This window comes from Rhodoferax sp. RT4P68 (assembly GCF_056521305.1).
Genome location: NZ_JBWMBB010000015.1, coordinates 73,459 through 98,182, shown reverse-complemented (window position 1 = coordinate 98,182; position 24,724 = coordinate 73,459). Strand labels below are relative to the sequence as shown.

Sequence of the window (24,724 nt, the reverse complement as noted above, 5' to 3'; positions counted from 1 at the left end):
TCCTAGGGTAGCGTTCGATGAGGATCAGTTGAAGGTCTTGCCTTCGGCCACGAGCCGCGCGAGCAGCGGCGCGGGTTGCCAGAACTTGGCGTCGTCCAGCGGGTTCTTGGCAAAGCGTTGCATGGCCTGCACCACGTTGAACAGACCGACCTGGTCCGCATACAGCATGGGGCCGCCGCGGTGTACCGGAAAGCCGTAGCCGAAGATGTAGACCACGTCGATGTCGCTGGCCTTGTTGGCGATGCCTTCTTCGAGGATGTGGGCCGCCTCGTTGACCAGCGAGAACACCAGGCGCTGCACGATCTCTTCGTCAGAGATCTTGCGCGGCGTGATGCCCAACGCCTTGCGGTGCTCCTCGATCATGGTCACGACCTCGGCGTTCGGGATGGCGTCGCGCTTGCCGGGCACGTAGTCGTACCAGCCGGCGCCGGTCTTCTGGCCGAAGCGGCCCTTCTCGCAGAGCAGATCGGCCGTCTTGCTGTACTTCATGTCGGGCTTTTCTTGATAGCGACGCTTGCGGATGGCCCAGCCGATGTCGTTGCCCGCCAGGTCGCCCATGCGGAACGGGCCCATGGCCATGCCGAACTTCTCCATCGCCTTGTCGACCTGCGCGGGTGTGCAGCCTTCGTCCAGCAGGAAGCCGCCCTGGCGGCCGTACTGCTCGATCATGCGGTTGCCGATGAAGCCGTCGCACACGCCCGAGACCACAGCCGTCTTCTTGATCTTCTTGGCCACCACCATCACGGTGGCCATCACGTCCTTGGCGGTCTTGGCGCCGCGCACCACTTCGAGCAGCTTCATGACGTTGGCCGGGCTGAAGAAGTGCAGGCCCACCACGTCCTGCGGGCGCTTGGTGAACGAGGCGATCTTGTCCACATCCAGCGTCGAGGTGTTGCTGGCCAGAATGGCGCCTGGCTTCATGACGCGGTCGAGTTCGGTGAAGACCTTCTCCTTCACGCCGATCTCTTCGAACACCGCCTCGATGACCAGGTCGGCCGAGCCGATCTCGTCGTAGCTCAGCGTGGTCGTCAAGGCGGCCATGCGCTGCTCGTACTTGTCGGCCTTGAGCTTGCCCTTCTTGACCTGGGCTTCGTAGTTCTTGCGGATGGTGGCGACGCCACGGTCCAGCGCGTCCTGCTTCATCTCCAGCATGACGACCGGAATGCCGGCGTTCAGGAAGTTCATGGCGATGCCGCCGCCCATGGTGCCGGCGCCGATGACGGCGACCTTCTCGATCTTGCGCAGCGGCGTGTCTTCGGGCACATCCGGAATCTTGGAGGCCGCGCGCTCGGACGTGAACAGATGGCGCAGCGCGCGGGACTCGGGCGTCCACATCAGGTTGATGAAGGCTTCGCGCTCGGCAGCCATGCCTTCGTCGAACTTCTTCTTGGTCGCGGCCTCGACCGTGTCCACGCATTTGGCGGGCGCCGGGAAGTTCTTGGCCATGCCCTTGACCATGTTGCGCGCGAACTGGAAGTAGGCGTCGCCCAGCGGGTGCTTACAGGGCAGGTTGCGCACCAGTGGCAGCGGGCGCGCGTCCGCCACAGACCGCGCATAGGCCAACGCTTCATCGGCCAGCGACTCGGGCGATGCCGCCATCTTGTCGAACAGCTTCTGGCCGGGCAGCGAGGCAAGCATCTCGCTCTTGACCGGCTCGCCGCTGACGATCATGTTGAGCGCGGTCTCCACGCCGAGCACGCGCGGCAGGCGCTGTGTGCCGCCCGCGCCAGGTACCAGGCCCAGTTTGACTTCTGGCAACGCGACGTTGCAGCCGGGCGCCGCGATGCGGTAGTGGCAGCCCAGGGCCAGCTCCAGGCCGCCACCCATGGCGACCGAGTGCACGGCAGCGACCACGGGCTTGGAGGAGTTCTCGATGGCCAGGATCACGCTGAGCAGGTTGGGCTCGGCCAGCGCCTTGGGCGAGCCGAATTCCTTGATGTCGGCGCCGCCGGAGAAGGCCTTGCCGGCGCCGGTGACGACGATGGATTTCACGGCATCGTCGGCGTTGGCCTTGGCCAGGCCGTCGGTGATGCCCTGCCTGGTGGACAGCCCCAGGCCGTTGACCGGCGGATTGTTCAGACTGATGACGGCGACGTCACCGTGGACTGCGTAGGCAGCGGTCATGGATGGCTCCTTGGGATTTAAAAGAACGAGCGTTCTTTTTTGGTGATTTTAGAGAACGGGAACGTCGGCGTGAAAGAGGACTTGTCCCAGGCGCGACTTGTGACTGGCCGTATCAGCCGGACACCGAAACCCGTGGTTGGAAAGCGCCTCGCCGAGACGGCTCGGAGCGCTTCATACCTCCAGCCATTCCTTGCGGATGTAGCTGTCGGCGCGCAGCGCATCGGGCGTCCCCTGGAACACGATGCTGCCGTGGCCCATGACCAGCGCCCGGTCGGAAATGGACATGGCGATCGTCAGCTTCTGCTCGATCAGCAGCACCGAGATGCCGCGGGCCTTCAGTGCTTTGAGGTACTCGCCCACCAGTTCGACGATCTTGGGCGCCAGGCCCTCGGTCGGCTCGTCGATGATGATGAGTTCGGGGTCGCCCATCAACGCCCGGCACAACGTCAGCATCTGCTGCTCGCCACCGGACAGCACGCCGGCTTCTGTGTGCTGGCGTTCCTTCAAGCGCGGGAACATGCCGTACATATCGTCAAAGCTCCACCGGCTGCCCTGCCCCTTGCCCTTCTGGCCCAGCAGCAGGTTCTGGTGCACCGTCAGTGTGGGAAAGATATCGCGGTTCTCGGGCACATAGCCGATGCCCAGGTGTGCGATTTCATAGGCTTTGCGGCCCAGGATGGGCTGGCCCTTCCAGTCGATGCTGCCCTCGCAGTCCACCAGTCCCATGATGGCCTTGGCGGTGGTCGAACGGCCAGAGCCGTTGCGCCCCAGGAGCGCCACGATTTCGCCTTTACCGATCTCAAGGCTCACGCCGTGCAGCACGTGGCTCTTGCCGTAGTAGGCATGCAGGTTGTCGATGCGCAACATGATCAGTGGGCCTCCGCCAGAACGGAGCCGAGATAGGCTTCCTGCACGCGCGGGTTGGCGCGCACCGCGTCGGGTGTGTCGAAGGCGAGCACCTCGCCATAGACCAGCACGGCGATTTTGTCGGCCAGGCCGAAAACGACGCCCATGTCGTGCTCCACCGTCAGCAAGGTTTTGCCTACGGTGACATCACGGATGAGCTGGATGAACCGCGTGGTCTCGCTCTTGCTCATGCCGGCCGTAGGCTCGTCCAGCAGCACCACGTGGGAACCACCGGCGATGGTGAGCCCGATCTCCAGCGCGCGTTGCTCCGCGTACGTGAGGTTCATGGCGAGCACGTCGCGCTTGCGGTCGAGCTTGATCATGTGCATCAGTTCTTCGGCGCGCGCGTTGGCGTCTTTCAGATCGGCCAGGAACTTCCAGAAGGCGTATCGGTAGCCCAGAGACCACAGCACGCCACAGCGCAGGTTCTCGAACACCGACAGCCGTGTGAACAGGTTGGACACCTGGAAGCTGCGTGACAAGCCAAGTCGATTGATCTCGTAAGGCGGCATCCCGTCGATGCGCCGGCCCGCCAGGCGGATCTCACCGCTGGTGGCGCCGAAGCGCCCGCTGATCAGATTGAACAGCGTGGATTTGCCCGCGCCGTTGGGCCCGATGATGGCGATGCGCTCACCGGCCGCCACGCTGAGATTGGCACCACGGATGATCTCCGTCTTGCCAAAGTTCTTGCGCAGGTCAATCAGCTCCAACGCTGGCGTGCCTGCGGTGCTGGTTGCGCTGTTCACAATGCCTCCCGACGCTTGATTTCTTTTTCGATCTCGACCTGCACTGCGCCCCAGTCGACCATGAAACTGCGGCGCGACACCTCGAACAGGCCGATGCCGGTCAACAGCACGAGGACGCAGCCGAACCAGCTGTCCAGGCTGTTCACGTTCAACGTGGCACCCATGAAACGCAGCTCCGACCCCATGGCGGCGCCCAGCTGCAGGTGGTAGACCATCTCGACCATGGCGGCGGCGCCGGCCAGCAGCACCAGCGCTGTGGCGCCCAACGCCAGGTAGGACGGCCAGAGCTTGCGCAGCAACCCGAAGCTGGCCACACGCAGGTTCATCATGATGAGGCTGGCAATGCCGCCCGGCGCATACATCACCATGAACAGGAACACCAGCCCCAGGTAGAGCAGCCAGGCCTGCGTGAACTCGGACAGCAGCACGAACGCCAGCACCATCAGGATGGCGCCGATGATGGGACCGAAGAAGAACGTGGCCCCGCCCAGGAACGTGAACAGCAGGTAAGAGCCCGAGCGCCCGGTGCCCACGACCTCGGCCGTGACGATCTCGAAGTTCAACGCCGCCAGCCCGCCCGAGATGCCGGCAAAGAACCCGGCAATGATGAAGGCGATGTAGCGCACACGGCGCGTGTTGTAGCCGATGAACTCCACTCGCTCCGCGTTGTCGCGCACCGCGTTCAGCATTCGCCCCAGCGGCGTGCGCGTGAACGCGAACATCGCGGCCACGCACACGAAGGTGTAGATGGCGATGAGGTAGTAAACCTGGATCTGCGGGCCATAGCTGAGGCCGAAGAACGGCTTGCCGGCGACGCGGTTGCCGCTAATGCCAGCCTCGCCGCCGAAGAAGCCCGAGAACATCAGCGACATGGCGAACACCAACTCGGCCATGCCCAGCGTGATCATCGCGAACGGTGTGCCGGCCTTTTTGGTCGTCACGAATCCGAACAGCACGGCGAAGAACATGCCCGCGATGCCACCGATGATGGGTAGCAGGCTGACCGGGATCGGCAGCGTGCCGCCGCTGACGGCATTGAGCGCATGGATGGCCACATAGGAGCCCAGGCCGGTGTAGACCGCGTGGCCGAAGCTGAGCATGCCGCCCTGCCCCAGCAGCATGTTGAACGACAGGCAGGCGATGATGGCGATGCCCATCTGCGACAGCATGGTGGCCGAGAGGTTGCTGGTGAACACCAGCGGCGCCACGGCCATGACCAGCGCGAACAGCCCCCAGACGACCACGCGTCCGACGTTCCAAGGTTTGAAGGTGTAGTGCGTGCGTTGCATGACTAGCCCTCCCGCGTGCCAAGAAGACCCTTGGGCCGGAAGATCAGGATCAGCACCAGCAGCAGGTACGGCAGGATCGGGGCAACCTGGGAGATCGTGAGAGTCAGCAGTGCGTTGCTGCTGGCGGCCGGCCCAGGCTCGAGGCCCAGGGACTGCAGCACGCCCAGCAGCGAGTGGTCCAGCGCGACTGCGAAGGTCTGCAGCACGCCAATCAACACGGACGCCAGAAAGGCGCCGGACAGCGAGCCCATGCCGCCGACGACGACGACGACGAAGATCACAGACCCGACGGTCGCTGCCATGGCCGGCTCGGTCACGAAGGTGCTGCCACCGATCACGCCTGCCAGCCCCGCCAGCGCCGCGCCGGCGCCGAACACCAGCATGAAGACGCGCGGCACGTTGTGGCCCAGTGACTCAACCGCCTCTGGGTGCGTCAGTGCGGCCTGGATGACCAGGCCGATGCGCGTGCGGGTGAGCAGCAGCCACACCGCCAGCAGCATCAGCATGGCCACCAGCATCATGAAGCCCCGCGTCGCCGGGAACGGCGAGCAGACCACGCGCACCGCGGCCTCGGCCGCCCGGCACATCTCGGCCGGCGCAGCGCCCCAGACCAGGCGCAGACCATCGACCGAATGCTGGACCAGCGTGAAAGCCGGGCCACGTAGCGAAGGCGGTGGCGTGAACGAGACCGCCGTGCGGCCCCATACCAGCTGGACGATTTCCAGGATCACGAAAGACAGACCGAAGGTCACCAGCAGCTCGGGCACGTGGCCGAACTTGTGCACCTTGCGCAGGCATAGCCGCTCGAACAGAGAGCCAAGCACGCCGACCACGATCGGCGCCAGCACCAACGCGGGCCAGAAGCCCACCAGTTGCGTCACCGTGTAGCCGGCGTATGCGCCCAGCATGTAAAAGCTGGCGTGCGCAAAATTGAGCACGCCCATCATGCTGAAAATCAGCGTCAGGCCGGAGCTGAGCATGAACAGCAGCAGCCCGTAGCTCAAGCCGTTGAGCATCGAAATTGTGAAAAACTCCATCACCCCACCTTGGCGGCTGTGACCGCCTTACCGCCAAAAAAAGGCCCGAGCCAGAACGTCTGGGTCGGGCCGGTGGGCGACAGCATGCCGCCCGCGCAACCACACAGAACTCAGCCAGGCCGTTTCATCTGGCAGCTCGTCGGCGTGCTGGAGACGTAGGACTCGAATGTCTTGACGGGCACCAGCGTCATGCCTGTCCCTTCAACGCTGTACGCGTTCTTGGCATCGGTCTTCTGCCAGACGCTCAGATACAAGGGTTGCTGCATCTGGTGGTCGGTCTTGCGCATCTCCACGTCGCCGTTGAAGCTCTTGAACTTCAGGCCCTCCATGGCCGCCGCCACCTTGATCGGATCGGTGGACTTGGCCTTGGCCATGGCTTCGGACAGCGCGGTGTAGATGTGGATGACCGAGCCGGTGTAGAAGTCGTCCTTGAAGCGCTTGTTGAACTCTTCGGCCCACTGGCCCATCTGGCCACCCATGTTGTAGTGGTTGTAGGCGATCTGGTAGACGCGGCCGGCGCCGGTCTGGCCCAGCGCCGTCGGCGTGCCGGTGACGCCGGTGTAGTAGGTGTAGAACTTGCCGTTGTAGCCGCCTTCGTTCGCGGCCTTGACCAGCAGCGCCAGATCGGAACCCCAGTTGCCGGTGATCACGGTGTCGGCGCCCGATGCCTTGATCTTGGCGATGTAGGGCGCGAAGTCACGCACCTGGGCCAGCGGGTGCAAGTCCTCGCCGACGATCTGCACATCGGTGCGCTTGCGCGCCAGATTCTCCTTGGCGAACTTGGCGACCTGGTGGCCGTGCGAGTAGTTCTGGTTGAGCAGGTAGACCTTCTTGACTTCGGGCTGGTCCTTCATATAGGTCGTCAGCGCTTCGATCTTCATGGAGGTGTCGGCGTCGAAGCGGAAGTGCCAGTAGTTGCACTTGCTGTTCGTGAAGTCAGGGTCCACAGCCGAGTGGTTGAGGTAGATCACCTCTTTGCCGGGGTTGCGGGCGTTGTGCTTGTCGACGGCGTCGATCAGCGCGCCAGCCACCGAAGAGCCGTTGCCTTGCGTGATGTAGCGAATGCCCTGGTCAAGTGCTGCCTTCAGCGCGTTCAGGCTCTCGGCCGGGCTCAATTTGTTGTCGAAGGGAACGACCTCGAACTTCACGCCGGCCGGGTTGTTCGCGTTGAACTTCTCGGCAAAGAACTGAAAGCTCTTGACCTGGTTGTTGCCCACGGGGCCCATCAATCCGGAGAGCGGATCGATCCACGCGATCTTGACGGTTTCTCCCTTTTGCGCCGAGGCGCCCATCGCACAGGTCATCAAAACCGACGCCGCCACAAGACGCATGGAACATTTCATTGGTGGTCTCCAGTTGGATCAAAAACGAGAGCAAGGTTACAAGTATTCCCGACGGCCCCGCTCAGGGAATGCCCTATCGATTCGAGGTGCTCACAGTCCCGGCAGGCGATAGCCCTTGAGTTGCTCGCGCAGCCGCGTCTTGAGCATCTTGCCAGTGGCGCCGAGCGGAATGGCATCCAAGAACACGACATCGTCCGGGATCTGCCACTTGGCTGTCCGACCCTCGTAGAACTTCAGAAGCTCGTCGCGACTGACCTCGGCGCCGGGCTTTTTCACGACGACCACGATGGGCCGCTCGTCCCACTTCGGATGGAACACGCCGATGCACGCGGCCATGGCCACCGCCGGGTGCGCAACGGCGATGTTCTCGATGTCGATGGAACTGATCCATTCGCCGCCAGACTTGATGACGTCCTTGCTGCGGTCAGTGATCTGCATGAAGCCGTCCGCGTCGATGGTGGCCACGTCCCCGGTCGGAAACCATTCGACACCCTGGGCGTCCTTGACCAACGGCGCGCCACCCTCGCCCTTGAAATACTCGCGCACAACCCAGGGGCCGCGCACCAGCAGATCACCGGCGGCCTTGCCATCGCTCGGCAGGTCGTGGCCCTCAGCGTCGATGATCTTCATGTCCACGCCGTAGATCGCACGGCCCTGCTTGAGCAGGATCTTCATCTGTTCGTCAGCGGGCAGGCCCAGGTGCTTGTTCTTGAGCGTGCACAGCGTGCCCAGCGGCGACATCTCGGTCATGCCCCAGGCGTGCAGCACTTCCACGCCATAGTCGTCGCGGAAGGCGTTGATCATGGCCGGCGGGCAGGCCGAGCCGCCGATGACGGTGCGCTTGAGTGTGGAGAACTTCAGGCCCGCCGGCTTCATGTGCATCAAGAGCATCTGCCAGACCGTGGGCACGCCTGCGGCGTAGCTGACCTTCTCGTTCTCGATCAGTTCATAGATCGACTTGCCATCCATGGCCGGGCCGGGGAACACCAGCTTGGCGCCGGTCAACGCGGCGGAATACGGAATGCCCCAGGCGTTGACGTGGAACATCGGCACTACCGGCAGGATCGCGTCACGCGCGCTGATGCCCATGACATCTGGCAACGCCGCAGCGTAGGCGTGCAAGGTGGTCGAGCGGTGGCTGTACAGCGCGGCCTTGGGGTTGCCGGTGGTGCCGCTGGTGTAGCACATGCTGGACGCGGTGTTCTCGTCGAACACCGGCCAACGGTAGTCGGCGCTTTGGCCCTCCAACCAGGACTCGTAACTCTGCAGGCCGGGGATGCCGCTATCGGCGGGCAGCTTGTCCGCATCGCACAGCGCGACCCAATGCTTGACCGTGGTGCACTTGGCATGCACGGCCTGCACGATCGGCAGGAAGCTGAGATCAAAACACAGCACCTGGTCTTCCGCGTGGTTGGCGATCCAGGCGATTTGCTCGGGGTGCAGGCGCGGGTTGATGGTGTGCAACACACGGCCCGATCCGCTGACGCCGAAGTACAGTTCCAGGTGGCGATACCCGTTCCAGGCAAGCGTGGCGACACGATCGCTGAAACCCAGCTGCAAGGCGTCCAGACCATTCGCCACCTGGCGGGCGCGGCGCGCGACATCACGCCAGGCATAGCGGTGGAGGTCACCCTCGACCCGGCGCGACACAACCTCGCCGTCGCCGTGGTGACGCTCGGCAAAATCGATCAGGCCAGAAATCAGCAACGGTTGGTTCTGCATCAAACCCAGCATGGGTGTCTCCTTGGAAAGCGGCTTGTCGTGGAACATTCGATCGTAAGGGCGGTGCATCCCTGGGACTTACCCGTAACCGCCATTCGGTCTCGGTTACAGGACAGTCAACCCTGTCCTCCAAAGGTCAACACCACCTGAAGGACAATCTACAGCCCAGATCCCGTTTCACACAGACCTGCTGTTCACCATGACACGTGCCATTGAAAAAACCGACGCCGAGTGGCAAGCCCTGTTGGCGAGCAAGGGCGCAGAGCCCGCGGCCTTCCAGGTCACCCGCCGCGCCGCGACCGAGCGGCCCCACACCGGCAAGTACGACCAGCATTGGGCCGACGGCAGCTACCACTGTGTCTGCTGCGGCGCCAAGCTGTTCGAATCCGGCACCAAATTCGATGCCGGCTGTGGCTGGCCCAGCTTTTCCGAGGCGGCCGAGGGCGGCGCTATCGAGGAGCATGTGGACCGCAGCCATGGCATGTCACGAACGGAAACAGTGTGCGCACAGTGCGGCGCCCATCTGGGTCATGTATTTCCGGACGGACCTGCGCCCACGGGCTTGCGCTACTGCATGAACTCGGCATCCTTGCAGTTCGAGAAGCCCTGAGCGCCCGATGAAGATCCTTCTCGACTTCCTGCCGATCCTCGTGTTTTTCGGGGCCTACAAGCTGGCTGGGATCTATGTCGCCACGGCCGTGCTGATGGCCGCCACAGTCGTGCAGATGGGCATCACCTACTGGCTGGAGCGCAAGCTGCAGACCATGCACAAGGTGACGTTGGCGCTGGTCCTGGTGTTCGGCACGCTCACTCTGCTGCTGCAGGATGAGCGCTTCATCAAGTGGAAGCCCACCGTGTTGTACGCGGCCATGGCCATTGCGCTGGCTTTCACGGTGTGGGTACTGCACAAGAATTTTCTGAAGATGATGCTGGGCAGCCAGCTCGCGCTGCCCGATCCGGTGTGGATGCGCCTGAACTGGGCGTGGATCTTTTACTGCGCCTTCATGTCGCTGGTGAACGCCTACGTGGCCCTGTACTACAGCACGGAGCAGTGGGTCAACTTCAAACTGTGGGGCTATGTGTTCCCGCTGGCGTTCATCGTCGGCCAGGGCCTCTATGTCTCACGCCACATGCTGCCCGATGACGTGGCCGAGGAATCGAAGTCGTGACGCCGGCCGCGGACGGTGGCCTGCCCTCGACGGCAGCGCAGATGGAGCAACAACTGCGGCTCGCGTTGCAACCCACGCAGCTGGAAGTGGTGGACGAAAGTGCCGCGCATGCCGGCCATGCCGGTGCCGGCCCACACCCCTACGGCACGCACTTTCGGGTGCGCATCGCATCGCCGTTGTTCGCCGGCCTGTCGCGCGTCGCCCAACATCGGCTTGTGTATGATCCGCTGCGCAAAATGATCGACCAGGGCGTGCACGCCATCGCTATCGAAGTGGTGTTGCCAGTGCACCCATCCGCGGCCCCGCTTTCGCCGGCAGCCCGCGCAACTCTTAAGGAATGACCATGAAAAAATCTCTGTTCTCCGCTGTCGCGGCGGCCATCGTATTGAGCTCCGCAGCCATGCCTGCTCTGGCACAGAACATCGCCATCGTGAACGGCAAGGCCGTGCCCAAGACCCGCATGGACGCACTCGCCGACCAGATGACCCGCGCCGGCCGCCCGGTCTCGCCGGAGCAGGAAGGCCAGCTGCGCGAGGAAGTCATCATGCGTGAGATCTTCATGCAGGAAGCGCAAAAACGCGGCCTGGATGCATCGGCCGAGTTCAAGACGCAGATGGAGTTTGCTCGTCAGTCGCTGCTGGTGCGCGAACTGCTGGTGGAATACCAGAAGGCCAACCCGGTCACCGACGCCGAGATCCAGGCCGAGTACGACAAGGTCAAGGCCGCGCAAGCCGGCAGCGGCAAGGAATACAAGGCGCAGCACATCCTCGTCGAGAAGGAAGACGAAGCCAAGGCCGTCATCGCCAGCCTGAAGAAGGGTGGCAAGTTCGAAGAGATCGCCAAGAAGCAGTCCAAGGACCCAGGATCCGGTGCCAACGGCGGCGACCTGGGCTGGGCCGACCCGTCGGGCTACGTCAAGGAGTTCGGCGACGCCATGGTCAAGCTGAAGAAGGGCCAGACCACCGACGTGCCGGTCAAGACCCAGTTCGGCTACCACGTCATCCGACTGAACGACGAGCGCACGCAGGAGTTCCCGCCGCTGGATCAAGTCAAGCAGCAGATCGGCCAGCAGCTGGTGCAACAGAAAATGACGGCGTTCCAGCAAGACCTGCGCGCCAAGGCCAAGGTCGAGTAAAGCCGACCTGGCTCACCTCAAGCAAACGGCCTCCCATGGGAGGCCGTTTTGCTGAGGCATCGATTCGGGATCAGCCCTGGGCCGGCACCCGTTCGGCCTTGCTGTGCAGCTTGTTCAAGGCGCTCAGGTAGGCCTTGGCAGACGCCACCACGATGTCGGGGTCAGCCCCCACCCCATTCACGACGCGGCCGCTGTTCTGCAGGCGCACGGTGACCTCGCCCTGGCTCTCGGTCGAGCCGCTGATCGCATTGACCGAATACAGCACCATCTCGGCGCCGCTCTTCACATGCGACTCGATGGCCTTGAGCGATGCGTCGACCGGGCCGTTGCCGTCGGAGCTGCCATGCACCTCTTTGCCCTGCGCTGTGAACACCACCTCGGCGTGCGGCCGCTCGCCGGTTTCGCTGTGCTGCTTCAATGACACGAAGGCGTACTGCTCGTTCTCATGCGCCACGTTCTCCTCGCTGACCAACGCCAGGATGTCCTCATCGAAGATCTCGCTCTTGCGGTCGGCGAGGTCCTTGAAGCGCGCAAAGGCGGTGTTGACGTCGGCCTCGCTCTCCATGGCAACGCCCAACTCCTGCAGCCGCTGCTTGAACGCGTTGCGGCCCGACAGCTTGCCCAGCACGATCTTGTTGGCGCTCCAACCCACGTCTTCTGCGCGCATGATCTCGTAGGTGTCGCGCGCCTTGAGCACACCGTCCTGGTGGATGCCAGAAGCATGCGCGAACGCGTTGGCGCCCACCACGGCCTTGTTGGGCTGCACGACAAAACCCGTCGTCTGGCTGACCATTCGGCTGGCCGCCAGGATGTGCTCTGTGGCAATGCCCACGTCCAGGCCGAAGTAGTCTTTGCGGGTCTTCACCGCCATGACGACTTCTTCCAGCGAACAGTTGCCCGCGCGCTCGCCCAAGCCGTTGATGGTGCACTCGACCTGGCGCGCACCGCCGATCTTGACCCCCGCCAGCGAATTCGCCACCGCCATGCCCAGGTCGTTGTGGCAGTGGACGGACCAGATCGCCTTGTCGCTGTTGGGAATGCGCTCGCGCAGGTTCTTGATGAAAAGGCCATACAGTTCCGGCACCGCGTAGCCCACGGTGTCCGGCACGTTGATGGTGGTGGCGCCCTCGGCGATCACAGTCTCGAGCACGCGGCACAAAAAGTCGGGGTCGCTGCGGTAACCGTCCTCAGGGCTGAACTCGATGTCGCCCACGAGGTTGCGCGCGAAACGCACCGACAGCTTGGCCTGTTCGTACACCTCGTCAGGTGTCATGCGCAGCTTCTTCTCCATGTGCAGCGGAGAGGTTGCGATGAACACGTGAATGCGCGCCTGTGCCGCGTCTTTCAGTGCCTCGGCCGAGCGTGAGATGTCACGGTCGTTCGCACGCGACAGAGAGCAGATCGTCGACTCACGCACGGCGCGCGAGATCGCCTGCACGCATTCGAAATCGCCGTTGGAACTGGCAGCGAAGCCGGCCTCGATCACGTCGACCTTGAGCCGCTCGAGCTGGCGAGCGATGCGCAGCTTCTCGTCGCGCGTCATGGAGGCGCCCGGTGATTGCTCGCCATCGCGCAAGGTCGTGTCGAAAATGATCAGCTTGTCGGTCATCGTGGTCTCCAGAATCGTGGTTCACGGCCGCTGCCGGGGAGCAGCGGCCTGCAAGGCAAGCCTTCAGCGAGCGCCAGCCAGAGCGTCGGCCGGCTGCACATTGTCATCGCGCGTGGCCCGGGCCAGGCCGGCGACGATGGCCTTGAGTGAGGCCGAAACGATATTGGCGTCGATGCCCACGCCGTACAGCGTCTGGCTTTCGTCAACGCGCAACTCCAGGTAGGCGACGGCCTTTGCGTTGGCGCCGGAGCCGATGGCGTGCTCGTGGTAGTCAAGCACCCGCACGCGATGGCCTGTTGCCGCCTGCAGGCCGTCGACGAAGGCATCGATCGGCCCGGTGCCAGCACCTTCGACCTGCACGGTCCGGCCGCCAAACTCCAGCTCGGCCGAGAGTTTGACTTCGGTCGTGCCGACGCCGTGTTGCTCAAGGATGCGATGCTGCGGCGCGCGGGCACCATGCAGGCCGTACTCCTGCTCGAACAACGTCCAGAGGTCGTGGGCTGTGAGTTCCTTGCCTTGCGCGTCCATCACGCCCTGCACCACCTGGCTGAATTCGATCTGCAGGCGACGCGGCAACTCCAACCCGAATTCGCTCTCGAGCAGATAGGCAATGCCGCCCTTGCCGGATTGGCTGTTCACGCGAATCACGGCTTCGTAAGTGCGACCAAGGTCCTTAGGGTCGATCGGCAGGTAGGGAATCTGCCATGCGTCACCTTCGTTACGCGCCGCGAAAGCCTTCTTGATCGCGTCCTGATGCGAGCCTGAGAACGAGGTGTAAACCAGCTCGCCCACATACGGGTGGCGCGGGTGGACGGGCAACTGATTGCAGTGTTCGACCACGCGGCGGATCTCGTCGATCTCAGAGAAATCAAGGTTCGGATGCACGCCCTGCGTGTAGAGGTTCAGCGCCACGTTCACGACATCGAGGTTGCCGGTGCGTTCGCCATTGCCGAACAGGCAGCCTTCGAGACGATCGGCACCGGCCATCACCGCGAACTCGCCAGCGGCTGTGCCCGTGCCGCGGTCGTTGTGCGGATGGATGGAGAGAACGATGGCGTCACGCCGCGCCAGGTTGCGGTGCATCCACTCGACCATGTCGGCGAAGATGTTCGGCGTCGAATGCTCGACCGTGGAGGGCAGGTTCACGATGCACTTGTGCTGGGGCGTGGGCTGCCAGACCGCGGTCACGGCATCGACCACACGCTTGGAGAACGCCAACTCGGTACCCGAGAACATCTCCGGCGAGTACTGGAACGTCCACTGCGTCTCCGGCTGACGGGCCGCAAGCTCGCGAAAAAGCGCGGCGTTCTCGGTGGCAAGCGCGACGATCTCGTCTTCGTCCATGCCGAGCACCACGCGCCGCATCATCGGTGCCGTCGCGTTGTAGAGGTGGACGATGGCGCGCGGGGCGCCGTGCAACGATTCGAAGGTGCGCTGGATCAGGGGCTCACGCGCTTGCGTCAAGACCTGGATGGTGACGTCGTCCGGAATCAGGTGCTCGTCGATCAGCTTGCGCACGAAGTCGAATTCGGTTTGCGAGGCCGAAGGGAACCCGACTTCGATCTCCTTGAACCCGACCTTCACAAGCGCCTGGAACATCTTGAGCTTGCGCTCGCCGTCCATGGGCTCGATCAGCGCCTGGTTGCCATCACGCAGGTCGGTGCTGAGCCAGATCGGCGCCTTGGTGATGACGGCGTCGGGCCAGGTGCGGTCGGTCAGGCGCACTGGCTGGAATGCGGGGTACTTGCTGGCAGGATTCTTCAACATCATGCGGTCCTTGGAACTTTGAAAAACCAGCAACGCAAATGCAAAACGGCCCGTTGCTGGTGCAGACGGGCCGTTTCGACAAAGGTTTGCGCGTGCGCTACCGTCTCCGCCCGTGGGGGATTAGCAGTAGGCCTAGCGCGCTGAAATGCATGACGTGCACTCTAGCACAGCTGACCCCGCACGGGTTTCATTTGTGCAGCCCGCGTTCGTCTGGCTCGTCCGTCGAGGTGCTGATCACGCTGGTCTGCTGCCCCTTGGTCTTGCGCCACGCGTACACCACGTACCCGCTGATGCCGTACGCCACAAACAGCCCGAACATGACGACCGGCGGGTGGATGTTGACGATGGCGATGCCCAATGCGATCAACACGATCACGACGAAGGGCACACTCCTTTTCATCTGCACGTCTTTGAAACTGTAGAAGGGCACGTTGGTGACCATGGTCAGCCCGGCGTACAGCGCCAATGCGAACATGAACCAGGTCACATCGGCGCGCGCCACCTCCAGCTCGGTCATGAGCCAGATGAAACCCGTCACCAGCGCGGCAGCGGCCGGCGAAGGCAGCCCTTGGAACCAGCGCTTGTCCACCACGGCCGTGTTGACATTGAATCGTGCAAGCCGCAAGGCAGCGCACGCGCAATAAACGAATGCGGCAATCCAGCCCCAGCGGCCGGCGCCGCGCAGCGTCCACTCATAGGCGATCAGCGCCGGCGCCGCGCCGAACGACACCATGTCGGACAGCGAATCCATCTGCTCGCCGAACGCGCTTTGTGTGTTGGTCATGCGCGCGACCCGGCCGTCCAGGCTGTCCAGCACCATGGCGCAGAAGACGCCTACCGCTGCCAAGTCGAAGCGGTTGTTCATCGCCATGACAACCGCATAAAACCCCCCGAAGAGCGCGGCCAACGTGAACAGGTTGGGCAGGATATAGATGCCCTTGCGGCGCTTGCGCGGCACGGGCTCGTCCAGCAGCGTTAGTTCGGAATCATTGCCATCATGCATGTGACGAGTGTAGTGGAGGGTACCCAATGAAAAAGGCCACCGAAGTGGCCCTGAGGGATCACGGCAAACCGATGATCAGTTGCGGGTCTGGTCGACCAGCTTGTTCTTTTTGATCCAGGGCATCATGGCGCGCAGTTGCTCGCCCACCACTTCGATCTGGTGCTCGGCGTTCAGGCGACGCCGGCTCAGCAACGTGGGCGCGCCGGCACGGTTCTCGAGAATGAAACTCTTGGCGTATTCACCGGTCTGGATGTCCTTCAAGACCTGCTTCATCACCTTCTTGCTCTCTTCGTTGATGATGCGCGGGCCCGTCACGTACTCGCCGTACTCGGCGTTGTTGGAGATCGAGTAGTTCATGTTGGCGATGCCGCCTTCATAGATCAGGTCGACGATCAGCTTGAGTTCGTGCAGGCATTCGAAGTAGGCCATCTCGGGCGCGTAGCCGGCTTCCACCAGCGTCTCGAAGCCGGCCTTGATCAGCTCGACGGTGCCGCCGCACAGCACGGCCTGCTCGCCGAACAGGTCGGTTTCGGTTTCTTCGCGGAAGTTGGTCTCGATGATGCCGGCCTTGCCGCCGCCATTGGCCATGGCGTAGGACAGCGCGAGGTCGCGCGCCTTGCCGGTTTTGTCCTGGTGCACGGCCACCAGGTGGGGCACGCCGCCGCCCTGGGTGTAGGTGTTGCGCACGGTGTGGCCGGGGGCCTTGGGTGCGACCATCCAGACGTCCAGATCGGCACGCGGTGCCACTTGGCCGTAGTGCACGTTGAAGCCGTGGGCAAAGGCCAGCGAGGCGCCTTGCTTGATGTTGGGCTCGACGTCGTTGGTGTAGACGGCAGCGATCTGCTCGTCGGGCAACAGCATCATGACCACGTCGGCGGCCTTCACGGCTTCGGCGACCTCGGCGACCTTGAGGCCCGCCTTCTCGACCTTGGCCCAGGAGGCGCCGCCCTTGCGCAGGCCGACCAGCACCTTGACGCCGCTGTCGTTCAGGTTCTGCGCATGCGCATGGCCTTGGCTGCCATAGCCGATGATGGTGACGGTCTTGCCCTTGATCAGGCTCAGGTCACAGTCCTTGTCGTAAAAAACCTTCATGATGTTCTCCAATGATTCTGGCGAAAACGCCCACGGGCAGGCTCAGGGCGAACGGAAACCGCACTCGCCAGGCAACACAATCCGTTCGCGTCGAGCCTGCCAAAACGCGCGCACGGACTTTTCACAATTCAGACTCTGAGGATGCGCTCGCCCCGGCCGATGCCACTGGAGCCAGTGCGCACCGTTTCCAGAATTGCACTGCGTTCGATCGCTTCCAAAAAGGCATCGTTCTTGCCTTGGTCGCCGGTCAGTTCGATGGTGTAGCTCTTCTCGGTCACGTCGATGATGCGACCGCGGAAGATCTCGGCCATGCGCTTCATCTCCTCGCGCTCCTTGCCCACAGCGCGCACCTTCACCATCATGAGCTCGCGCTCGGTGTAGGCTCCCTCAGTCAGATCGACGACCTTGACCACCTCGATCAGCCGGTTCAGGTGCTTGGTGATCTGCTCGATCACGTCGTCAGAACCGGTGGTCTGGATGGTCATGCGCGACAAGCTGGGGTCCTCGGTCGGGGCCACCGTCAGCGACTCGATGTTGTAGCCGCGGGCCGAGAACAAGGCCACGACACGGGAAAGTGCGCCGGGTTCATTTTCCAGCAGCACAGCGATGATGTGTTTCATGAGCAGATTCCTCTTTTCGCTGCCCTCCCCCGCGCACGGTAATGTGCGGGCTCGGCAGGCAATAGATTCGTCGTTAAAGGGAGCCGCGCCTGCATGGCAGGCCGGCCAATCGTCCGTTCAAAGGTCTTCGGAACCCAGCAGCATCTCGGTGATGCCCTTGCCGGCCTGAACCATCGGGAACACGTTTTCGGTCGGGTCGGTGCGAAAGTCCATGAACACCGTGCGGTCCTTCAGCTTGCGCGCCTCGCGCAGCGCTGGCTCCACATCCTGCGGCCGCTCGATCAGCATGCCAACGTGGCCATAGGCTTCGGCCAGCTTGACGAAGTTGGGCAAGGCGTCCATGTAGCTGCTGCTGTAGCGGCCTGCGTACTCGACTTCCTGCCACTGCCGCACCATGCCCAGGTAGCGGTTGTTCAGGGAAACGATCTTGATCGGCGTGTTGTACTGCAGGCAGGTCGACAGTTCCTGGATGCACATCTGCACTGAGCCCTCGCCGGTGATGCAGAACACCTCGGCCTCGGGCTTGGCCAGCTTGATGCCCATGGCATACGGAATTCCGACGCCCATGGTGCCCAGGCCACCGGAATTGATCCAGCGGCGCGGCTCGTCGAAACGGTAGTACTGGGCCGCCCACATCTGGTGTTGGCCAACGTCGGACGTGATGTAGGTCTCCACGTCCTTGGTCATGTTCCACAGCGTCTCAATCACATGCTGCGGCTTGATCACGTCACCTGCGCCACGGCTGTACTTGAGGCAATCGCGCTTGCGCCAGACTTCGATCTGTTCCCACCATGACGCCAGTGCGCCGCTGTCAGGCTTGATCTCGCTCTCGCGGATCATCGCGATCAACTCGGTCAGCACGTCCTTCACGTCGCCCACGATCGGGATATCCACACGCACGCGCTTGGAGATGCTCGACGGGTCGATGTCGATGTGGATGATCTTGCGCTCGTTCTGCGCGAAGTGCTTGGGATTGCCGATCACGCGGTCGTCGAACCGGGCGCCCACGGCCAGCAACACGTCGCAGTTTTGCATCGTATTGTTGGCTTCCAGCGTGCCATGCATGCCCAACATGCCCAGGAACTTACGGTCGCTCGCCGGATAGGCACCCAGGCCCATCAGGGTGTTCGTGACCGGGTAGCCCAGCATGTCGACGAGCGTGCGCAACTCGTTGGTCGCGTTGCTGAGCAACACGCCGCCACCGGTGTAGATGTAGGGGCGTTTGGCCGTCAGCAGCAGTTGCAGTGCCTTGCGGATCTGCCCGCCGTGGCCTTTGCGCACTGGGTTGTACGAGCGCATTTCCACCGTTTCGGGATAGCCTGTGTACAACGCCTTCTTGAACGAAACATCCTTCGGGATGTCGACGACCACTGGGCCGGGGCGACCCGTGCGTGCAATGTGGAACGCCTTCTTCAGCGTCATGGCCAGGTCGCGGGCATCCTTGACCAGGAAGTTGTGCTTGACGATGGGACGCGTGATGCCCACGGTGTCGCATTCCTGAAAGGCGTCGAGACCGATGGCGGGCGTCGGCACCTGACCGGTGATGATCACCATCGGAATGCTGTCCATGTAGGCCGTGGCGATGCCGGTGACCGCATTCGTGACGCCGGGGCCAGACGTGACCAGCGCCACGCCGACATCGCCCGTCGCGCGGGCGTAGCCGTCGGCAGCGTGTACGGCGGCTTGCTCATGGCGCACCAGCACATGCTGGATGGTGTCCTGCTTGTAGAGCGCGTCGTAGATGTAGAGCACAGCGCCACCGGGATAGCCCCAGATGTGCTTCACGTTCTCGGCCTGCAGGGCCTTGATGAGGATCTCGGCACCCATCAATTCCTGGGGACCGGCGTGCGAGAGAGCGGAGGATGCCGCCGCCGCCGAGGCGAGTTCGGCCTTTGAAATTTCCATGATCAACCTTTGCGAATTTCTCTGACGAAATACCTTGGGTGCCCCTTCGCGCCCTCTTGTGGAAGGTCGTCGGGACTTGAGGCCAAGGCTATGGGCGTACGGTGTGCGTCGCCGAACCTGGACCCGTTTGCTTTTTGATGAGCCGCGCATTATCGCATTGCCAGACCCCTGTTGCAGCCGTGGCTGCCGTGAAGATGCGGCTGGATGCCATAATTGATCTCCTACGCGATCCCCTACGTTGCTGAACGACCGCTCACGGCTCGCTTGTCTTGGCTACCGAAAAAGAACTGTCCGATTTCCTCAAGAGCGTCGAGAGACGGGCCTTCAAGCGCTCGATCTACCACGTTCGCAATGAAGAATCGGCACTGGACATCGTGCAAGACAGCATGATGAAACTGGCGGTCCACTACGGCGACAAGCCCGCTGGCGAGCTGCCCATGCTGTTCCAGCGCATCCTGTCGAACTGCACCTTGGACTGGTTCAGGCGCCAGAAGACCCGCAACGCACTGTTCTCCAACCTGAGCGACTTCGACCATGCCGGTGAGGATGGAGATTTCGATCTGCTTGAAACTTTGGCGGTCGACGATGGATCTCAGTTCACCGAAAGCGCGGAACAGACGATTGGCCGCGCTCAGGTGTTGAAGGAAGTGGAGACGGCAGTCCAGGTCCTGCCAGGTCGTCAACGAGAAGCATTTTTAATGCGTTACTGGGAAGAAATGAGCATTACCGAGACAGCCGCCGCCATGGGCTGCTCGGAGGGCAGCGTCAAGACGCATTGTTCCAGGGCGGTCGCATCCCTCAGTCGGGCATTGCTGGCCAAAGGAATCCATTTATGACCCACCCAACCTTTGTCCAGACACCTCAGGACGTGCTGGGCCGCAAGATTGCGGCTCGCTTATCGCTCGGCAGCGCCGAGCTGGGCCATGACGTATCCGAGCGGCTGCGGGTGGCCCGATTGCAAGCAGTCACGCGCCGCAAGGTGCCAGAGATGGCGGTCACGGCGAGCGCCGTGTCGACCAGCAGCGCCGTCCTGAGCACCGGTGATGGCGCTGGCACCGGCTGGTGGGCGCGTATTGGTTCTACGCTGCCCTTGCTGGCACTGATCGTCGGTTTGCTCGCCATCACCGCCGCGCAAAACGAGTTCCGCGCTGATGAGGTCGCCGAAGTCGACGCCGCTCTGCTCACCGATGATCTGCCCACGACGGCGTACACCGACCCGGGCTTCATGCAGTTCCTGCGTGCGGATGGCGACCCATCCACACGTTGATGCACGGAGTCAGGCCATGCGTTCGCCGAAGCCAAGCGCACCCCTGCCGGCGCGGCACAGCCTGCGAAGATCAGTCACGTGGATGTGCATCTCACTGATGCATTTCAGCGCGATGGCGCAGCAGGCGCCTGCACGGCCGGCGGAAGAGCGGCAACAGCCCACGGCCGTTGCACTGCCCGGCACAAGCGGCCCTTCATGGGGCGAACTGAACAAGTCCCAGCGTGTGGCGCTAAAGCCGCTGGCAGCGGAATGGAATCGCCTGAGCGAGGCGCAAAAGCGCAAATGGGTCGCGCTTTCGCGCAACTTCGACAGGCTGCCCCCGCAGGAGCAGCAGAAGTTGCAGGCCCGCATGGGCGAGTGGGTGGCCCTGAGCGCAAAAGACCGCAGCCGTGCACGCCTGAATTTTGCGGAGACGAAGAACCTTCCCGTTGAGGTCAAGCAGGCCAAGTGGCAGGCGTACCAGGCGCTCAGCGAGAGCGAGCGACGTACCTTGGCTGAACAGGCACCTCGCCGCCAGCTGCCCGGTGCGGCTACGGCTCTGCAGCCGGGGCCGCAAGCTCGGCTTGCGCAGGTTCCTGCTCCGCTAGGCCCGCAAGTCAAAGTACCGCGGATTTCCGTGGCCCCGCACCTGATCGATCCCAACACGCTGTTGCCCCAGGTCGACGCGCCGAGCGCCGGCCTGCGCGCCGCGCCTGGGCATCGAAACCCTCAACGATGAGCGCAGGCTCTCCCGTCAACCCGACTGCTGAAAGTCCCGTCGCAGGCGAAGGGACCGACGTGCGCGCGCCCGGGCTGTGGCGACGCATGGCCTGCTGGCTCTATGAGGGCATGCTGATGTTCGGCGTCGTCTTTCTTGCGGGCTATCTGTTTGGCACGCTGAGCCAGACGCGCCATGCCTTGGACAACCGGCTGCCCTTGCAAGCATTTCTGTTCGTCGTCTTCGGCATCTACTTCACCTGGTTTTGGTCACGCGGTCAGACGCTGGCGATGAAGACCTGGAACATCCGCGTCGTCGGCCGCGATGGCCGAGACATCAGCCAGGCACGCGCCCTGCTGCGCTACGTGCTGAGTTGGCTGTGGTTCGTGCCACCGCTGGCGATGATGGCGCCGTTCGGGCTGCCAGCGGGCGAATCGTTCGTGCTGCTGCTCGGGTGGGTGGTGGTGTGGGCCATTGCGAGCCGGTTTCATCCTCAGGCACAGTTCTGGCACGACGTTCTGGCCGGCACGCGCTTGGTCACAACGCGACCGCTCAGCCGCTGATGCACCAGCCGTACATGACACCCGCGTCCACCAATCTACCCGACCCCAAGCAAGAGCCCGAGCCCGCCCGGCCCTACAAGACGCGCGCCGGCTTGGCGCGTATCCGCTACGCGTTCGGCTTTTCGCTGGCGGGCCTGCGCACTGGCTGGTCCGAGGCTGCCTTCCGCCAGGAGGCCATCGCCGCCTTCGTGTTGATCCCGACGGCGTTCTGGGTCGGCTCCGACTGGACACGCACGGCGCTCCTGGTCGCGTCCGTCGTCCTCGTGTTGATTGTCGAGTTGCTCAACACCGCGATCGAGGCAGCCATTGACCGCATCGGCCAGGAGCGCCATGCCTTGTCTCGCCAAGCCAAGGACCTTGGCAGCGCGGCAGTACTGCTGAGCCTGTTGTTGGCTGCCTGCATCTGGGCGGCAGCGCTGTGGGAGCGCCTGGCGCCATGACACCCGCATTCTCAATCTGCGTGTACTGCGGATCACGTCCCGGCGCCCAGCCGGTCTACGCCGAAGCCGCTGTGGCAGTAGGCACGTGGATCGGCCAGCACGCGGGTCAGCTGGTCTACGGCGGCGGGCGCAACGGCCTGATGGGCGTTGTGGCCGACGCCACGCTGGCCGCCGGCGGGACAGTCGTCGGCGTCATTCCGAAGGCTTTGGTGGAGAAGGAATGGGCGCACCAGGGCTGCTCAGAACTGCTGATCGTGGAGACCATGCACGACCGCAAGCGCATCATGGCCGAGCGTGCGGATGCTTTCGTGGCGCTGCCTGGTGGCATCGGCACCTTCGAGGAGTTCTTCGAGGCCTGGACCTGGCGGCAGCTGGGCTATCACAGCAAGCCGGTGGGCCTGCTGAACGTGGCAGGCATTTACGACGGAATGGCCACGTTTCTGCAGACCATCGTGCGCGAGCAGTTCATCAACGATTGGCAGATGCAGTTGATCCGCATCGACACGGACATCGCGCAGTTGCTCAAGAACCTGATCAATGACGCGGGCCAGGGCAGATCGTTGCGCCTGGACCAGGTCTGAACAGAATCAAACGGCGGACTCGTCTTCCTCGCCGGTGCGGATGCGCACCACGCGCTCCACGGCCGTGATGAAGATCTTTCCGTCGCCGATCTTGCCGGTGCGTGCGGCGCGCACGATGGCATCGACGCAGCGGTCGACATCATCGGACTTGACCACGATCTCCACCTTGACCTTGGGCAGGAAGTCCACGACGTACTCCGCCCCGCGGTACAACTCGGTGTGGCCCTTCTGGCGGCCAAACCCTTTCACTTCCGTCACGGTGAGCCCGGTCACGCCGCACTCCGCCAGGGCTTCGCGAACCTCCTCGAGTTTGAAGGGCTTGACGATGGCGGTAATCTGTTTCATCCGAATCTTTCTGAGGTCGTGCGCGGAAATAGTTGGCAATAGGATAGCGCCATTCCTTGCCCAGGCGACATCGACCTACGCATTTCGTGGCCATCCGGACCCGCCCTTGTGCAGCAGGAAGCGCGAGCGACGCCTCTCACGCACCCAACAGAACAGGACCTTCGCCGTTGCCAGCGCATGACTTGACCCTTCGCGTGTTCGACTCCGTCAGCCACGTGCCCGCACTGCGGTGGGATGCGCTGCTGGCGCTGCACCCCCATCCCAGCCCGTTCATGCGGCACGCCTACCTGCGGGCGATGGAAACGAGCCACAGCGCGAGACCTGCCACCGGGTGGACGCCGCGCTGCATCACCTTGTGGCAGGGGGAACAGTTGGAAGCAGCCTGCGCGCTCTACCTCAAGGATCACTCCTACGGCGAGTACGTTTTCGACTGGGCCTGGGCCGATGCCTATCAGCGCCATGGCTTGGCCTACTACCCCAAGGCCTTGATCGCGCCGCCTTTCACCCCGGTGCCCGGCGCCCGCCTGCTGGCGCGCAACGCTGCCAGCCGGGTGGCGCTGCTGGAATCGGTGCTCGCGTGGTGCCAAACTGAAAACCTGTCGTCGCTGCACCTGCTCTTCGCAAGCGAGGACGATACGGCGGCCTGCGCCGAGGCCGGCCTGATGCTGCGGCACACGGTGCAGTTCCATTGGCAGAACGCAGCGCCTGCCAACGGCGAGCCCTTCGGTGATTTCGACGCCTTCCTGGCCAGCCTCGCGCAGGACAAGCGCAAGAAGATCCGACAGGAACGCCGCAAGGTCAGCGAGGCCGGCGTGCACTTTCGCCAGGCCCAAGGCCGAGATATTTGTGCGTCCGACTGGGATTTTTTCTACCGCTGCTACGAGCGCACCTACCTGGAACACGGCAACGCGCCGTACCTGCAACGCAGCTTCTTCGCGCGCATGGCGCAGGACATGCCCGAGAACTGGTTGCTGTTCATTGCCGAGCACGGCCAAGGCGAGGAGCGACAGCCGATCGCCTGCAGCCTCATCGGCCTGGACGCACAGGAGCGTGTGGCGTATGGACGCTACTGGGGCGCCCTGGCGAGGGTCGATTGCCTGCACTTCGAGGCCTGCTACTACCAACCCCTGGCCTGGTGCATCGCGCAGGGCTACCGGCGGTTCGAGGGTGGCGCGCAGGGCGAACACAAGATGGCCCGGGCGCTGATGCCGGTGCGCACCACCAGCGCCCACTGGCTCGCCCACCCCGCCTTCGCCGATGCAGTGGAACGCTTTCTGGAGCGCGAGGGCGCCGGCATCGCAGGCTACCTGGACGATCTGGCCGGCCGCACGCCGTTCCGCCAGTCGCCGGAGCCGCAATAGGCT

25 protein-coding genes are annotated in these 24,724 nt (G+C 63.4%); 11 read left to right on the top strand and 14 right to left on the bottom strand.

Annotated features, from left to right (window positions below):
* Positions 1 to 24 precede the first annotated feature (24 nt).
* The 7 genes from AC099J_RS26485 to AC099J_RS26455 form a co-directional block, all read right to left on the bottom strand.
* A complete protein-coding gene (locus AC099J_RS26485) occupies positions 25 to 2,124 on the bottom strand; it encodes a 3-hydroxyacyl-CoA dehydrogenase NAD-binding domain-containing protein (protein ID WP_479618289.1) in 2,100 nt (699 codons plus the stop codon).
* Positions 2,125 to 2,295: 171 nt separating this feature from the next.
* Positions 2,296 to 2,991 (bottom strand): ABC transporter ATP-binding protein, encoded by a 696-nt coding sequence (locus AC099J_RS26480; RefSeq protein ID WP_479618288.1) that lies wholly within the window; start codon positions 2,989 to 2,991, stop codon positions 2,296 to 2,298.
* A 2-nt stretch (positions 2,992 to 2,993) separates the two neighbouring features.
* The gene (locus AC099J_RS26475) at positions 2,994 to 3,776 is read right to left on the bottom strand and encodes an ABC transporter ATP-binding protein (protein WP_479618287.1); all 783 of its coding nucleotides are present in this window, start codon (positions 3,774 to 3,776) and stop codon (positions 2,994 to 2,996) included.
* Positions 3,773 to 5,065 carry a branched-chain amino acid ABC transporter permease gene (locus AC099J_RS26470; RefSeq protein ID WP_479618286.1) on the bottom strand — a complete coding sequence of 431 codons (1,293 nt, stop codon included), beginning with the start codon at positions 5,063 to 5,065 and terminating at the stop codon, positions 3,773 to 3,775. Before AC099J_RS26470 ends, AC099J_RS26475 begins: the two co-directional genes overlap by 4 nt.
* 2 nt (positions 5,066 to 5,067) lie before the next feature.
* Positions 5,068 to 6,102, bottom strand: coding sequence for a branched-chain amino acid ABC transporter permease (locus AC099J_RS26465; RefSeq protein ID WP_479618285.1), 1,035 nt, complete (start codon positions 6,100 to 6,102; stop codon positions 5,068 to 5,070).
* Positions 6,103 to 6,212: 110 nt separating this feature from the next.
* Positions 6,213 to 7,445 carry a branched-chain amino acid ABC transporter substrate-binding protein gene (locus tag AC099J_RS26460; RefSeq protein ID WP_479618284.1) on the bottom strand — a complete coding sequence of 411 codons (1,233 nt, stop codon included), beginning with the start codon at positions 7,443 to 7,445 and terminating at the stop codon, positions 6,213 to 6,215.
* Positions 7,446 to 7,535: 90 nt separating this feature from the next.
* A complete protein-coding gene (locus AC099J_RS26455; protein ID WP_479618283.1) occupies positions 7,536 to 9,179 on the bottom strand; it encodes a 3-(methylthio)propionyl-CoA ligase in 1,644 nt (547 codons plus the stop codon).
* Positions 9,180 to 9,366: 187 nt separating this feature from the next.
* Here AC099J_RS26455 and msrB point away from each other — a divergent pair, with 187 nt between their 5' ends.
* The 4 genes from msrB to AC099J_RS26435 are packed head-to-tail and all read left to right on the top strand — an operon-like array spanning position 9,367 to position 11,471.
* On the top strand, positions 9,367 to 9,777 hold the full coding sequence (msrB, locus tag AC099J_RS26450; RefSeq protein WP_479618282.1) for a peptide-methionine (R)-S-oxide reductase MsrB: 411 nt from the start codon (positions 9,367 to 9,369) through the stop codon (positions 9,775 to 9,777).
* A 7-nt stretch (positions 9,778 to 9,784) separates the two neighbouring features.
* Entirely contained in the window at positions 9,785 to 10,336 is a 552-nt protein-coding gene (locus AC099J_RS26445) for a septation protein A (RefSeq protein ID WP_479618281.1), read from the top strand.
* A gap of 41 nt (positions 10,337 to 10,377) precedes the next feature.
* The gene (locus AC099J_RS26440; protein WP_479618376.1) at positions 10,378 to 10,677 is read left to right on the top strand and encodes a BolA family protein; all 300 of its coding nucleotides are present in this window, start codon (positions 10,378 to 10,380) and stop codon (positions 10,675 to 10,677) included.
* Between the two features lie 2 nt (positions 10,678 to 10,679).
* A complete protein-coding gene (locus AC099J_RS26435) occupies positions 10,680 to 11,471 on the top strand; it encodes a peptidylprolyl isomerase (protein WP_479618280.1) in 792 nt (263 codons plus the stop codon).
* Between the two features lie 70 nt (positions 11,472 to 11,541).
* On the opposite strand, the gene AC099J_RS26430 is transcribed toward AC099J_RS26435, so the two are convergent.
* The 6 genes from AC099J_RS26430 to AC099J_RS26405 all read right to left on the bottom strand — a co-directional run bounded on the left by AC099J_RS26430 (position 11,542) and on the right by AC099J_RS26405 (position 19,467).
* Complete coding sequence (locus tag AC099J_RS26430; protein ID WP_479618279.1) at positions 11,542 to 13,080, bottom strand: 2-isopropylmalate synthase; 1,539 nt, start codon at positions 13,078 to 13,080, stop codon at positions 11,542 to 11,544.
* Between the two features lie 63 nt (positions 13,081 to 13,143).
* Complete coding sequence (gene leuA, locus AC099J_RS26425; protein ID WP_479618278.1) at positions 13,144 to 14,847, bottom strand: 2-isopropylmalate synthase; 1,704 nt, start codon at positions 14,845 to 14,847, stop codon at positions 13,144 to 13,146.
* Positions 14,848 to 15,034: 187 nt separating this feature from the next.
* Entirely contained in the window at positions 15,035 to 15,850 is an 816-nt protein-coding gene (gene pssA / locus AC099J_RS26420; protein WP_479618277.1) for a CDP-diacylglycerol--serine O-phosphatidyltransferase, read from the bottom strand.
* 75 nt (positions 15,851 to 15,925) lie between these two features.
* Positions 15,926 to 16,942, bottom strand: coding sequence for a ketol-acid reductoisomerase (gene ilvC, locus AC099J_RS26415; protein WP_479618276.1), 1,017 nt, complete (start codon positions 16,940 to 16,942; stop codon positions 15,926 to 15,928).
* A gap of 128 nt (positions 16,943 to 17,070) precedes the next feature.
* A complete protein-coding gene (gene ilvN / locus AC099J_RS26410; protein ID WP_479618275.1) occupies positions 17,071 to 17,562 on the bottom strand; it encodes an acetolactate synthase small subunit in 492 nt (163 codons plus the stop codon).
* Positions 17,563 to 17,679: 117 nt separating this feature from the next.
* The gene (locus AC099J_RS26405; protein ID WP_479618274.1) at positions 17,680 to 19,467 is read right to left on the bottom strand and encodes an acetolactate synthase 3 catalytic subunit; all 1,788 of its coding nucleotides are present in this window, start codon (positions 19,465 to 19,467) and stop codon (positions 17,680 to 17,682) included.
* 269 nt (positions 19,468 to 19,736) lie between these two features.
* On the opposite strand from AC099J_RS26405, the gene AC099J_RS26400 reads away from it, so the two are divergent.
* The 6 genes from AC099J_RS26400 to AC099J_RS26375 are packed head-to-tail and all read left to right on the top strand — an operon-like array spanning position 19,737 to position 23,015.
* Entirely contained in the window at positions 19,737 to 20,303 is a 567-nt protein-coding gene (locus tag AC099J_RS26400) for an RNA polymerase sigma factor (protein ID WP_479618273.1), read from the top strand.
* On the top strand, positions 20,300 to 20,734 hold the full coding sequence (locus AC099J_RS26395; RefSeq protein ID WP_479618272.1) for a DUF3619 family protein: 435 nt from the start codon (positions 20,300 to 20,302) through the stop codon (positions 20,732 to 20,734). The genes AC099J_RS26400 and AC099J_RS26395 overlap by 4 nt, the downstream gene beginning before the upstream one ends.
* A gap of 16 nt (positions 20,735 to 20,750) precedes the next feature.
* The gene (locus AC099J_RS26390) at positions 20,751 to 21,452 is read left to right on the top strand and encodes a DUF3106 domain-containing protein (protein WP_479618271.1); all 702 of its coding nucleotides are present in this window, start codon (positions 20,751 to 20,753) and stop codon (positions 21,450 to 21,452) included.
* Positions 21,449 to 21,994 (top strand): RDD family protein, encoded by a 546-nt coding sequence (locus tag AC099J_RS26385; protein WP_479618270.1) that lies wholly within the window; start codon positions 21,449 to 21,451, stop codon positions 21,992 to 21,994. Before AC099J_RS26390 ends, AC099J_RS26385 begins: the two co-directional genes overlap by 4 nt.
* A 14-nt stretch (positions 21,995 to 22,008) precedes the next feature.
* Positions 22,009 to 22,434, top strand: coding sequence for a diacylglycerol kinase (locus AC099J_RS26380; RefSeq protein WP_479618269.1), 426 nt, complete (start codon positions 22,009 to 22,011; stop codon positions 22,432 to 22,434).
* The gene (locus AC099J_RS26375) at positions 22,431 to 23,015 is read left to right on the top strand and encodes an LOG family protein (RefSeq protein WP_479618268.1); all 585 of its coding nucleotides are present in this window, start codon (positions 22,431 to 22,433) and stop codon (positions 23,013 to 23,015) included. Before AC099J_RS26380 ends, AC099J_RS26375 begins: the two co-directional genes overlap by 4 nt.
* A gap of 6 nt (positions 23,016 to 23,021) precedes the next feature.
* Here the strand turns inward: AC099J_RS26375 and AC099J_RS26370 are convergent, their stop codons facing one another.
* A complete protein-coding gene (locus AC099J_RS26370) occupies positions 23,022 to 23,360 on the bottom strand; it encodes a P-II family nitrogen regulator (protein ID WP_479618267.1) in 339 nt (112 codons plus the stop codon).
* A 194-nt stretch (positions 23,361 to 23,554) separates the two neighbouring features.
* Between AC099J_RS26370 and AC099J_RS26365 the strand changes: the two genes are divergently transcribed.
* Entirely contained in the window at positions 23,555 to 24,721 is a 1,167-nt protein-coding gene (locus AC099J_RS26365) for a GNAT family N-acetyltransferase (RefSeq protein WP_479618266.1), read from the top strand.
* The last annotated feature ends 3 nt before the right edge of the window (positions 24,722 to 24,724 follow it).